Origin of the sequence: Rhizobium acaciae, assembly GCF_025941625.1 — a bacterium.
Lineage (GTDB): Bacteria > Pseudomonadota > Alphaproteobacteria > Rhizobiales > Rhizobiaceae > Rhizobium > Rhizobium acaciae.
On the sequence record NZ_JAPCZO010000008.1, the window covers coordinates 207,152 to 220,006 of the forward strand.

Annotated in this window: 10 protein-coding genes; 8 read left to right on the plus strand and 2 right to left on the minus strand. The window is 61.2% G+C overall.

The window, feature by feature from the left end; all coding sequences use genetic code 11:
- The first annotated feature begins 46 nt into the window (after nt 1-46).
- From OLZ32_RS15185 to OLZ32_RS15195, 3 genes are read left to right on the plus strand one after another with little or no spacing between them, the layout of a single operon-like run.
- Nucleotides 47-1,195, plus strand: a complete 1,149-nt coding sequence (locus OLZ32_RS15185) for a DegT/DnrJ/EryC1/StrS family aminotransferase (RefSeq protein ID WP_264421668.1) — start codon at nt 47-49, stop codon at nt 1,193-1,195.
- A gap of 32 nt (nt 1,196-1,227) precedes the next feature.
- Nucleotides 1,228-1,986 (plus strand): cephalosporin hydroxylase family protein, encoded by a 759-nt coding sequence (locus tag OLZ32_RS15190; RefSeq protein ID WP_017962832.1) that lies wholly within the window; start codon nt 1,228-1,230, stop codon nt 1,984-1,986.
- A gap of 24 nt (nt 1,987-2,010) precedes the next feature.
- Complete coding sequence (locus OLZ32_RS15195; RefSeq protein WP_264421672.1) at nt 2,011-2,685, plus strand: GNAT family N-acetyltransferase; 675 nt, start codon at nt 2,011-2,013, stop codon at nt 2,683-2,685.
- 6 nt (nt 2,686-2,691) lie between these two features.
- Here the strand turns inward: OLZ32_RS15195 and OLZ32_RS15200 are convergent, their stop codons facing one another.
- Together OLZ32_RS15200 and OLZ32_RS15205 are read right to left on the minus strand one after the other, a co-directional pair.
- Entirely contained in the window at nt 2,692-3,024 is a 333-nt protein-coding gene (locus tag OLZ32_RS15200; protein WP_029873678.1) for a hypothetical protein, read from the minus strand.
- A gap of 160 nt (nt 3,025-3,184) precedes the next feature.
- The gene (locus OLZ32_RS15205) at nt 3,185-4,795 is read right to left on the minus strand and encodes a GumC family protein (RefSeq protein ID WP_264421676.1); all 1,611 of its coding nucleotides are present in this window, start codon (nt 4,793-4,795) and stop codon (nt 3,185-3,187) included.
- Between the two features lie 135 nt (nt 4,796-4,930).
- On the opposite strand from OLZ32_RS15205, the gene OLZ32_RS15210 reads away from it, so the two are divergent.
- From OLZ32_RS15210 to OLZ32_RS15230, 5 genes are all read left to right on the plus strand, one after another.
- Nucleotides 4,931-5,980 carry a glycoside hydrolase family 5 protein gene (locus OLZ32_RS15210; RefSeq protein ID WP_003544555.1) on the plus strand — a complete coding sequence of 350 codons (1,050 nt, stop codon included), beginning with the start codon at nt 4,931-4,933 and terminating at the stop codon, nt 5,978-5,980.
- 2 nt (nt 5,981-5,982) lie between these two features.
- Complete coding sequence (locus OLZ32_RS15215) at nt 5,983-7,263, plus strand: hypothetical protein (protein WP_264421678.1); 1,281 nt, start codon at nt 5,983-5,985, stop codon at nt 7,261-7,263.
- Between the two features lie 159 nt (nt 7,264-7,422).
- A complete protein-coding gene (locus OLZ32_RS15220) occupies nt 7,423-8,442 on the plus strand; it encodes an acyltransferase family protein (RefSeq protein WP_003544551.1) in 1,020 nt (339 codons plus the stop codon).
- A gap of 216 nt (nt 8,443-8,658) precedes the next feature.
- Nucleotides 8,659-9,543 carry a formyltetrahydrofolate deformylase gene (gene purU / locus OLZ32_RS15225; protein WP_017989974.1) on the plus strand — a complete coding sequence of 295 codons (885 nt, stop codon included), beginning with the start codon at nt 8,659-8,661 and terminating at the stop codon, nt 9,541-9,543.
- 113 nt (nt 9,544-9,656) lie between these two features.
- Nucleotides 9,657-12,578: an aminotransferase gene (locus tag OLZ32_RS15230; protein WP_264421681.1), complete on the plus strand. Its 2,922-nt coding sequence runs from the start codon at nt 9,657-9,659 to the stop codon at nt 12,576-12,578.
- The last annotated feature ends 277 nt before the right edge of the window (nt 12,579-12,855 follow it).

Consider the following 12,855-nt stretch of genomic DNA (forward strand, 5'->3'; position numbering starts at 1 on the left):
TGGCGGGCGCCTACGTCTTGATTTCAATTCAACAGAAATTAGCGGCATGACAAACAGGATCTTCTACACCAAGCCTTCGATCACCCAGCTCGAAACGGATTATGCGACCGATGCCGCCGCCACCGGCTGGGGCGCGCGCTGCTACGACTATCTCAACCGCTTCGAACGTGACTTCAAAACCTATCTCGGCAGCGGCTTTGCGATCGCGACCTCGAGCTGCACCGGCGCCATGCACATGGGGCTTGCAGCGCTCGGCGTCGGCGCCGGCGATGAAGTGATCCTCGCCGATACGAACTGGGTTGCCACCGTCTCGCCGATCGTCCACCTCGGCGCGAGACCCGTTTTTGTCGACGTGCTTGCCGATACGTGGTGCATTGATCCCGAGGAGGTCGAGCGCCATATCACGCCGAAGACCAAGGCCATTATCGCCACGCATCTCTACGGCAACCTCTGCGACATGGATGCGCTGCTGGAAATCGGCAAGAGGACGGGCATTCCGGTGATCGAAGATGCGGCTGAAGCGGTCGGCTCCGTCTGGCACGGCCGCCGCGCCGGCTCGATGGGCGCCTTCGGCACCTTCTCCTTCCACGGCACCAAGACGCTGACGACAGGCGAAGGCGGCATGTTCGTCACCAATGACGCGGCACTCTACGAAAAGGTGCTGACGCTCAGCAATCACGGCCGGGCGCGCGGACAGACCAAGCAGTTCTGGCCCGATGCGATCGGCTTCAAATACAAGATGTCCAACATCCAGGCGGCCATCGGCTGCGCCCAACTCGAGCGCATCGAGGAACTCGTCAACCGCAAGCGCGAAATTCTGGCCTCCTACATGATCCGGCTTTCGGCCCTGCCCGGCATCACGATGAACCCGGAATACACCGGCACGATCAACGGCGCTTGGATGCCGACCGCCGTCTTCCATCCGTCGACGGGCATTACCCGCGAGATGATGCAGCAGACCTTCGAGACCGCCAATATCGACGCGCGCGTCTTCTTCTATCCCCTCTCCAGCCTCTCCATGTTCGAAGATCGGCCCGAGAACGTGAACGCCTGGAGCATTCCGGGCCGCGCGATCAACCTGCCAAGCTATCACGACATGAGCGAAGCCGATATCGACCGGGTCGCGGCAACGCTGCTCGATATGGCGGCCGGGCGGATCTACCACAACAGCACGGCATTGCGGCAGTCGGTCTAAGACAGCCCTACAGCGAAGGACAAAGAACAATCATGACCACGAAGGACGATCGTCTCGAATTCGAAGCCCACAAGCGGGAAATGTCACTTGCACTCGGCAAGGACGAGGCAAGTTTCCAACAATCGCTAAACACGCTGATCGGGCTCGACAAGTTCGACTATTTCTATCTCTGGTCATGGATGGGCGTGCCGATCATCCAGCTTCCGGTCGATATCCTGGCGACCCAGGAAGTCATCTGGGCGACCAAGCCCGATGTCATCATCGAAACCGGCATTGCGCGCGGCGGCTCGCTGATCTTCATGGCGTCGATCCTCGCCGCCATGGGCAACGACAAGGCCAAGGTCGTCGGCGTCGACATCGACATCCGCGCCCATAATCGCGAGTCGATCGAATCCCATCCGATGTCGAACCGGATCAAGATGATCCAGGGCGGTTCCGTCGACGACGACGTGCTTGCCGCCGTGAAGGCCGAGATCCCGCCGGGCGCCCGCGTGATGGTGGTACTCGACAGCGACCATTCCTACGAGCATGTTCTGGCGGAATGCCGCGCCTACGGTCCGCTGGTGACGGAAGGCTGCTACCTCGTCGTCGCCGACACGCTCATCGGCCACCTGACGGAGGAACAGGCCTTCACAAAGCGCTCCAAGGTCTGGCTGCGCGGCAACGAACCACTGAAGGCCGTCACCGACTATCTGGCGGAAACCGACCGCTTCGAAGTCGATCCGGTTCTGAACGGCAAGCTCGTGCTGTCTTCCTCGCCGGGCGGCTACTGCATCTGCCGCAAGGCGTGAGCGGACAATCAGGGATAGTCGTTCATGGCGCAGGTCGATATCGTCAGCCTCAAGGACAATGCGGATCCGGCCAGACGGCTCCGACTTCCGATCAGGGACGATAGCGGCAGGCACGTCGGCGACCTGCAATGCATCGACAGGTCGATGCTTGCCGATCCCGGCCTGATCGACGACCTGACGACGTGGCGCAACCAGTCGATGCCGTTTTTCCTCAGCCAGTTTAACGCCACCCAGGAACGCACACGGCGGTGGCTCGAAACCATCTCGCTGCCCGCCGCCGACCGAATCCTATTCGTCATTTGCGATCCAGGCGGAAACCGGTTCGGCAATTTCGGCGTCTGCAACATCCGGCCCGGCTCGGCCGAATTCGACAACGTCATCCGCGGCCGGGCGAGCGATACCCGCAACCTGATGTTCCATTGCGGCATGGCACTGCTGGAGTGGATGTTTTCCTGGCTTGGGGTCGAAACCGCCGAGCTGCACGTCTTCTCCCACAATGAAAAAGCGATCGGCCTTTACAAGCGACTGGGCTTTGCGGCGGCCGAAAACCTGCCGCTACGGCGCACCGAGGAAGAAGGCGTGGTCAAATATTCGATCGTCGATCGATCGGAAGCAAATGCCGGCTTCGACTATCTGAGGATGGAGCTTCCGATCGAACGTTTCCGGCAGGCGCATCCATCGGCTTTGCTGACCGCCTGAAGTCCCTCACCGCACCGGCTGATAGTGGCCGCGGAGCGGAACCTTGTCGTCCATCGAGATGAAGCCGTCGCGTTCGCAGACATACATCAGCGTCGGCATGCCGCCCGAGCGGAAGATCTCGTCATAACGGCGGCGGACCTGGACGGTTTCCGTGCGGCAATTGTAGGATTCCTCTTCCTTCTTGTCCGGCTGCGCCTTGACGCCGGGAAGACCCTTGTAGGGATAGAGGGGTTGAACGCCCGAATCGACGGATTTCGTCCAGTCGACGGCAAGGGCGGACGCCGGTGCGAGGCCAGACACGGCAACGAGCGATATCAGAAGCATCATCAACAGCCGCATGGGAACTCTCCTGCCAACTAGAGCGGTTCAGCTTTTCACGGAAACGCAGAACCGCTCTAACTTTTCGTTTTACGCAATTCCGGACGGAAAACCGCTTCACACTTTTCCTGGAATTGCTCTATAGGCCGCTTCCCCGATGTAGGAAAACCGACGACCGTCATCAAGCGGCCGCAGCGGGCGACTTCCTGAAATAACTTCTGATGACGGGATGGCCGAAGAGACCGGCAAGGATCGCAAAGCCGGCGCCGACGACAAAACCGGCAAGAAAACCGCCGATGATGCCGGCAACCAGGAGGATTTTCTTTCCCGGACCGTCGGCCTTGACCGGCGGCTCGGCCGGCGAGATGACGCGAATGTTACTCTGGTTGAGGTTCTGTTCCTCACTCGTCTGGCTGGAGCGCTTCAGCACCGTCTCGTAAATATCGCGCGCCGCAGTCGCCTTGCGCTGCAATTCGTTCAATTCCACCTGCTTGTCCGACGAACCGGCGTGCAGCGCCTTCTGCACGGCAAGCTCCTTGGCGATGCTGTCCTCGGCGGCCTTGGCCTGCTCGTATTCGCCCCTTGCAGAGGTGGCGAGACGCTGCAATTCGCCCCTGATTTCGACTGATATGCTCTGCAGCGACGAGCGGGCCGCCTGCAGGCGCGGATGACGCGTGCCCATCTGGCTTTCGAGGCTGCCGACGGCGGCGGCCTGGGTGGCATATTGCTGACGCAGGCTGACGAGTGGCGAGGTGACGCCGCCCTCCGCCTGGTTGCCAGCGACGATGTCCTCGACGCGGAGATTGGCGACGGCATCGGCGCGCGCCTTTGCCTGGATGGTCTTTTCCTGCGCCGTCACCAGCAGCGTGTTCAGCGAGACGAGCCGCTGATCGGAGATCAGGTTGCCTTCGGTCGCGGCCATGTCGTTGTCGGCGCGGAAGGTTTCGACTGCCTGCTCAGCTTCCAGCACCTTCTGGCGCAGGTCGTCGAGGCGTCCATCGAGCGTCGAGGAGGTGTTTTCGTAAATGCCGTTCGAGGCGCTGTTCTCTTCCTCGGTAAAGGAGGTAACGACCTGATTGGCAAGCCTTGCGGACTTTTCGGGATCGTTGGTCGTGGCAGCAAGCGAAACGACATAGGTGCTGGCCTCACGGGTGATGACCAGCGCCTTCTGCAGAGTGCCGATCACGGCGGCGCCATCCGTCCGGCCGCCGGTGAATTCCGGATCCTGGTCGAGCTTCATGGCTTCGGCGACGCGCCGCAGCACATTGCCCGAAGTGAGGATCTGCACCTGGCTATCGATCAGCGCCGAGATCATTTCCGGCGAGGGACCCGACGATTGCGCACCGGCATCGGCAAGGCCGATCTGGCGCGGATCGAAATAGAGGCTGCTGACGGCGGTAAACTTCTGGGCAATCAGCGGCGCCACCGCTCCGCCGGCCAGGGCTCCAAGAAGCGCCAGGCCAAACACGATCAGCCGCCGGCTCCAGATCGCGGCGATACTCGAGCGGAGGTCGAGAAGGGGTGCGGCAGGTGCGGGTTCTGCATTCGGCGGCGCGTCCACGACTGGCGGTTTCGGAGGAGGAGGAGGCGCCGGACGCTCATATTGGCGGGTTTCCGCAATGCTTGCCGGCGGCACGAAGGGGGGCGGGGCGGGTTCGGGCGATGGCCGGACGAAATCATCCGGGCGAATGACAGGACTGCGCACGCGCACGCCTTCCGGCGCAGTCTGAGATGGCTCAAAACTGCGCCAGCCAGGGAGCCGGCTTACCCTGTTCCTGTCATACTGGTTCATACGCGCACTCGTGTCCTGCCCAGCGTGAAAGACTGAAGCCGAGGTGCCGATACTTTAGAAATTCTTAGCTAACGGACCGTTAAAATAACCGCAGCGACGCCAATGTTGCGATTTGCCGCGATAGCGAGGATGCCCATGAAGACGACACGACATCTGACAGCGCTGCTGCTTGCGGCCGCTCTCATCCCGTCGCCGGCCCTTGCGGCTGAGGCCCCCTGCTACCGTGGCGTCAATTTGTCCGGCGGCGAATATGGCGAACGCGGCGGCATCTACGGCACCAATTACACCTATCCGAGCGAAGACACGATTGGCTATTTCGCCGAAAAAGGCATGACGATCATCCGGCTGCCCTTCCGCTGGGAACGGCTGCAGCCGGCCCTCGGCGGGCGGCTCGACGAGGATGAGCTCAAGCGGATCAAAGATACGATCGGCCTGATCCGCAAACACGGCATGGCGGTTCTGCTCGACCCGCATAATTTCGGCTACTACGACAAGACCCAGGTCGGCACGGCGCCGGCAACAGATGCCGCCTTCGGTGATTTCTGGGCAAGGCTCGCTGTCGAATTCGCCAATCAGGACGGCGTTCTCTTCGGCCTGATGAACGAACCGCACGACATCAAGGCAACGGATTGGCTGGATGCCGCCAATGCCGCGATCCGCAGCATCCGCGCAGTCGGCGCCCGCAACCTCATCCTGGTGCCGGGCACGGCATGGAGCGGCGCGGGCAGCTGGGAAAAGGATGTGATCGGCGGCGCCAACGGCACGGTGATGCTCGGCGTACGAGACCCGCTCGACTTCTACGCCTATGAGGTCCACCAGTATCTCGACGCCGATTCCTCCGGCACCCATCCGACCTGCGAAGGTGCAGGCGCCGCAGTCGCGGCGATCAACGGCGTTACCGCCTGGCTGAAGCAGAACCACAAGCGCGGCTTTCTCGGCGAATTCGGCGCCTCCTCCGACAAGGACTGCATGAGCGGGTTGACCGAAATCTACGCCACCATGTCTGATAATAGCGACGTCTGGCTCGGCTGGTCCTATTGGGCGGCCGGCGATTGGTGGCCGGCGAACGAGCCCTTCAACGTCCAGCCGCGCAAGGGTCCTGAGCGGCCGCAGATGCGGCTTCTTGCCGAGGTGGCAAAAGCCGGTGCCGGCACTTGCTCCGCCGTCAAGCCTGCGGGGAAATGAGCATGGCGGTCGTCGATCAGAGGACAGCAACATTCCCTGTAGCCGGCAACCGGCTCGATGCTGCCCGCGAGGCATCGCGTACCGATCATACGGTGCTCTGGCTCGGCCTGCTTTCCGTGCTCTACAACGGTATTCTCGCCTTCATCAACCACAACATCGTGCCGCTTTCGATGACGCATGTCGCCGCCAGCGAAGGCCTGATCATGGCGAGCGCCATCATCTATATCCTGCACAAGGGGATATACGAGACCGACCTTCCGGCCTTCCTGTTCCTGCTGTTCACGCTCGTCGTGACCATCTATGTCAGCGTGCTCAACCGCATGCTGTTCATCGACCACTTCCGTAACGTGCTGATCATCTTCTGCTTTACCGGGCTCGGCGGCTGGAGCAACGAGAAAACGATGAAGCTCGCCTTTCGCTGGGCAAGCCTTGCCGTCATGATCTTCCTGATTTTCGAGATCGTCAGCGTGCCGTTCTATGTCAGCATCGTCCACCCGTCCGACTATTTCGCCAATACGCGCGGGCTGCTGCCGCTGAGCTACAACACGACGGGCCTCTTCCAGAACGCGCTCGGCTTTCCCGAGCGCTTCTCCTTCGGCATCATCGACCACCGTTCCTCCTCCATCTTCCTCGAGCAGGTATCGCTTGCCAATTTCTGCGGCGTGATCGCCGTCTACCTGATTTCGATGTGGGAAAGGCTCGGCCGCTGGGACCGGTTGCTGATGATCGCCACGGCCGTGCTGATCCTGGTGACGAACGACACGCGCACGATGCTGATCTTCTGCTTTGCCTGCATCGTCGGCTATTTCGTCTTTCCGAAGATCCCGAAGAATTTCAATCTGGCGCTGATGCCGCTGATCGTCGCCGCGGGCTTCCTCGTCTACGTCCTGAAGCCCAATGCGACCGGCGACAATTTTACCGGCCGCATCAACCTGACGATGAAGAAGATCATGGAGCTCGATCCGCTCGCCGTCCTCGGGCTTTCGGTCGACCGGGTCGCCGAATTCGCCGACAGCGGCTATGTCTACCTGATCTACGCGGCGACGATCTTCGGCGTCATCGCCTTATGGCTGTTCGTCTGCCTTTTTCCCGCCGGGCGCACGGCGGCGCAGCGGCGCTGCGCCCATTCACTTTCTCTTTTCATTTTTCTGAATATGATGATCGGGGGAACCGCGGTCTTCTCGATGAAGATTGCCGGTCTCCTGTGGTTTGTCGTCGGATATATGCGTTTCCACGACAGCCCGCGCATCCGGCAGGATCGTCCGGCAGATGTACTGAGTTGACCGCAGCGGGCGCCTGTCCGCGCGAGCCTAGAACAGGATGATTTTAGGCCGGATCGGCCTAAAGTCTGAATCCTGTTCTAAATCAAAGAAATAGAGCATGATGTCATCCGAAAACTGCCCACACTTTTCGGCATCATGCTCGAGGGAGCAAGACGCCCGATGCTTGTCCAGCTTCAATATCTGCGCGCCATCGCAGCGCTGATGGTCGTCTATTTCCACGCGGTATTGCAGCTTGCCAAGGTCAATCCCGCAGTCGCCGCCACCGCCTTCGTCTATGGCGAAACCGGCGTCGACATCTTCTTCGTCCTGAGCGGTTTCGTGATGTGGCTGACGACGAGCGGACGCGCGATGAGCCCGGTCGATTTTGCCCGCCGGCGCATTAAAAGGATCGTGCCGCTCTACTGGCTGGCGACGCTGTTTTCGGCGGCAGTGGCGCTGGTCGCTCCATCATTGCTGAAATCGACGGTGTTCGACCTGCCGCATCTCGCAGCCTCGCTATTCTTCCTGCCATGGGCCAATCCCGCCGATCCCAGCACGATCACGCCGGTGGTCGTTCCCGGCTGGACGCTGAACTACGAAATGTTCTTCTACTTCATCTTTGCGCTGCTATTGCCGCTACAGGAAGCTCGGCGTATCCCGGCGATGTTTGCCGTCTTTGCCGTCATCCTGATCGCCTGCCGGCTGCTGCCGGAAACGACTGTGACCCGGTTCTACGGCGAACCGATCATGCTGGAATTCCTCGCCGGTGTCGTGCTCGGCTGGCTCTACGGGCAGAAGGTGCTTCTGCCGAACCGCTGGGCTTGGGCGGCTCTTGCCATGGGCTTTGCGTTTCTCTTCATCAACGAGGCGCTGATGCCACCGGAAAGCCGGTTCTATGCCTGGGGAATCCCGGCGATCTTCATCGTCTACAGCGCGATCTCCATCGATTTTTCCAAGCTGCCGGTGATCGGATGGCTGAACTATCTCGGCGACTGCTCTTATAGCATCTATATCACCCACGCCTTCACGCTGGCTTTTCTCAGGGTCGCCGCCGACCGCCTGCCGATCGGCATCCTGCAGCAGCCGGTGCTCTTCGTGATCCTCTCGCTGGTGCTCTCGTCGATCGGCGGTGCGATCATCCATGAGATCACCTCGCCGCGCCGCCGGAAGGTTGCGGTGGCGAGCCGGCCGCCGGCCTAAAGCGCGTCGAAGGCGAGAATACGCATCCAGGCGGCGCTGACGGTACAGTTTTTCGCGCAACTTCTCCTAAGCTTCACACTGAGCAATGACAGAACTTGCACAAGCGTGATGGTTTATCTTGCAATTTGTCGCATGAATGAAAGTGCGCCGGCCTATTCGCGGTCCGGGCTTTGATCTAAGCACAGCGGCGGCCGTGGAGAGGGAAGAGGGAAAGACATGACAAGTTACGTATTGACGGTATCCTGCAAGTCGACACGCGGCATCGTGGCGGCGATTTCGAGCTATCTGGCCGACAAGGGCTGCAACATCGTCGATAGTTCGCAGTTCGACGATCTCGATACCGGCAGGTTCTTCACGCGCGTCAGCTTCATCTCCGAGGAAGGCGTGCCGCTTGCCGAACTCAAGGAAGGCTTCGAGCCGATCTACAAGCGGTTCGCCATGGATGCCGAGATCCATGACGGCAATGCCCGCATGAAGGTGCTCTTGATGGTGTCGCGCTTCGGCCATTGTCTGAACGACCTGCTCTACCGCTGGAAGATCGGCGCCCTGCCGATCGATATCGTCGGCGTCGTCTCCAACCATTTCGATTACCAGAAGGTGGTGGTCAACCACGACATCCCCTTCCACCACATCAAGGTGACGAAGGAGAACAAGCTGCAGGCCGAAGGCCAGATCATGGATATCGTCGAACAGACGGGCACCGAACTGATCGTGCTGGCGCGTTACATGCAGGTGCTTTCGGATGCGATGTGCCAGAAAATGTCCGGGAAGATCATCAACATCCACCATTCCTTCCTGCCGAGCTTCAAGGGCGCCAACCCCTATAAGCAGGCCTACGGCCGCGGCGTGAAGCTGATCGGAGCGACGGCGCATTACGTCACCGCCGATCTCGACGAAGGCCCGATCATCGAGCAGGACACGGCGCGAATCACCCATGCGCAGTCGCCCGACGACTATGTCTCGATCGGCCGCGACGTCGAAAGCCAGGTGCTGGCGCGCGCCATCCACGCCCATATCCATCACCGCACCTTCCTGAACGGCAACCGCACCGTGGTCTTCCCGGCAAGCCCCGGCGGTTACGCCTCCGAACGCATGGGCTGAGCTCAGCCCTGCATCTCTTTTGCTGGCAAACGACAATCCCCGTTGCCTGCCGGCGGCAAGTACTTGATTATCGCCTTCAATAGGTAATCGAATCATGCTGCGGGAGGGGTGTCGTGACCGACGAGGCGCTTGTTGATCGCATGGCGCTGCCGCGCCCCGACGTGACCGCCACCGACGCGGAAGAGATCCTCCTCGCTCATTACAGCCTCTCCGGCAGGCTTGCCGAACTCGGCAGCCAGCAGGATCGCAACTATCGCGTCGATAGCGATAGGGGTCGCTACGTCCTGAAGATCTGCCATGCCGCCTACGACGTCCGCGAGCTCGAAGCACAGAATGCGGCGATCCATCACCTCAAAAGCAGGCAAGGTGCGCCGCGCGTTCCGAAGGTGGTCACCACCAATGACGGGCGGGAGATCGTCGTCCTTACCGTGCGCGGGCAGGGCTATCAGGTCCGGCTGTTGGAATATCTGGAAGGCCAGGGGCTGACGGCGCTGACCTATCTGGCGCCGGCTTCCGTGGCGGCCCTCGGCGCGCTCTGCGCCAGGCTGGCGCAGGCGCTTGCCGATTTCAACCATCCCGGTCTCGACCGCAGCCTGCAATGGGATCTCAGACGAGCAGGTCCCGTTGCCGTGCAGCTGCTTTCGGCCATCACCGACAGTGCGGCGCGCGACCGGATCGCCAAGACCATGGTGATGGCCGTCCGCCGCATCCAGCCGTTGGCGCCGGCGCTTCGGCTGCAGGCCGTGCATCACGACGTCACCGGCGACAATGTCGTCGGCCACCGTGACGCCCATGGCCATATCATCCCCGACGGGGTGATCGATTTCGGCGACATCATCCGCGGCTGGCTGGTCGGCGACCTCGCCGTCACCTGCGCTTCGCTGCTGCATCAGGCAGATGGCGACCCTTTTCATATCCTGCCCGCCGTCACGGCCTATCAGGCGGTCTATCCGCTGAGCGACGAGGAACTGAAGGCGCTCTGGCCGCTGATCGTCGCGCGCGCGGTCATTCTCGTCGCCAGCGGCGAACAGCAGATTTCGGTCGATCCCGATAATGACTATGTCCGCGACAATCTCGACCGCGAGCGGGCGATCTTCGATACGGCGATGTCGGTTCCCTTCGATCTCATGGAAGCCGCGATCCTCAAGGCAGCCGGCGCAGATATCGCCGCCCCGGAAACATCGGGATGGCTGCCGTTGTTGCCCGACATCGATCCCGCCGGGATCGCCTATGTCGATCTTGGGGTACGGAGCCCGCATTTTTCCGCCGGCAACTGGCTGAATACCGACATGGACTGGCGGCTGCTTGCCCGCATGGCAACCGAAAACGGTACGGCGGCGACGCGCTACGGCGAATATCGGCTTTCCCGCGCGGGAACTGCGAAGGGACAGGCGACCTGCGCCCTGCATGTCGACATATGCCTTGCAGCAGGCAGCGCGATTGCCGCGCCCTTTGCCGGCCGCATCGGCTGGAAGGACCAGCATCTGACGCTCGCCGGCGACAACATGACCCTGCATCTCGATGGTCTCGACCTCTCGGTCGAGGATGGAGCCGAGATTGCCGCCGGCAATTCGCTCGGCACGGTTTTCGGAGAGGCGTCGTCGCTCGGCGGGCTGCGCGTCCAGCTTTGCAGCGTCGCCGGTCTCGAACCGCCGCTCTTTGCCTCACCGCGCGCGGCGGCGGCCTGGTCGGTGCTCTGCCCTTCGCCTTCGCTGCTTCTCAGCCCGCAAGCGGATGCGCCGCAACCTGATACCGCCCCGCTCTTCGCCAGGCGGCGGGCGCATCTCGCAAGGCCGCAGAAGAATTATTATGCGGCGCCGCCGCAGATCGAGCGCGGCTGGAAGGAACATTTGTTCGATGTCGAGGGCCGCGCCTATCTCGACATGGTCAACAACGTCACCATCCTTGGCCATGGCCATCCCAAGTTCGCGGCGGCGATCGGCGCGCAATGGCTGCGGCTCAACACGAATTCGCGCTTCCACTATGCCGCGATCACGGAATTTTCCGAACGCCTCGCCGCCCTGTCGCCGGATGGGCTCGACGCGGTCTTCCTGGTCAACAGCGGCTCGGAGGCGAACGATCTGGCGCTTCGGCTCGCGCAAGCCCAAAGCGGCGCGCGCAGCATGCTCTGCCTGCTCGAAGCCTATCATGGCTGGTCAGCGGCGAGCGATGCCGTCTCCACCTCGATCGCCGACAATCCGCAGGCACCGACCACCCGGCCGGACTGGGTGCATACCATCGTTTCGCCGAACACCTATCGCGGCGACTTCCGTGGTCCCGATACGGCAGCGGATTATCTCGGCATGGCGACGCCGGTGCTGGAGGCAATAGATGCTGCGGGCGAAGGCCTTGCGGGCTTCATCGCCGAATCGGTCTACGGCAATGCCGGCGGCATTCCATTGCCGGAAGGCTATCTCAAAGAGCTCTATGCGCAGGTACGCGCTCGCGGCGGCCTCTGCATCGCCGACGAAGTGCAGGTCGGCTATGCCAGGCTCGGGCATTATTTCTGGGGCTTCCAGCAGCAGGGCGTCGTGCCTGATATCATCACCGTCGCCAAGGGCATGGGCAACGGCCATCCGCTCGGCGCCGTCATCACCACGCGGGAGATTGCGCAATCGCTGGAGAAGGAGGGCACTTTCTTTTCCTCCACCGGCGGCAGCCCGGTCAGTTGCATCGCCGGCATGACGGTGCTCGACATCATGACCGAGGAAAAGCTGCAGGAAAATGCCCGGACGGTCGGCGATCATCTGAAGGCGCGGCTCGCCGCGCTGATCGACCGCCATCCGATTGCGGGCGCCGTGCACGGCATGGGCCTCTATCTCGGCCTCGAATTCGTCCGCGACAGAACGACGCTGGAGCCGGCGACGGAAGAGACGGCTGCAATCTGCGACCGGCTTCTCGAACTCGGCGTCATCATGCAGCCGACCGGCGATCACCAAAATGTGCTGAAGATCAAACCGCCGCTCTGCCTCAGCATCGACAGCGCGGATTTCTTCGCAGACATGCTGGAGAAGGTGCTCGAAGAAGGCTGGTGACCCAGGGGCACCCGGCATTAATCAAATCGGTCATTTCGAGGCATGTCGATTTTTAATGAAGCGGGCCATTGCCGGAATCAGCAGGACTTCCTATCTCTGCCGCGGTGATCGATCGAAGTTCGATTCTGTCATGCGAATTTAACGAAGAGCTGATATGTTTCTTTCTGTAAGTTCGGGCTTTGACGGAATGAATTTTTTTCGATCGTCGATATTTTGACATGTTTCGGAATATGTTTCTGACAGGCTATCGGGTAATCTCTACTATGTTAGTGGATTA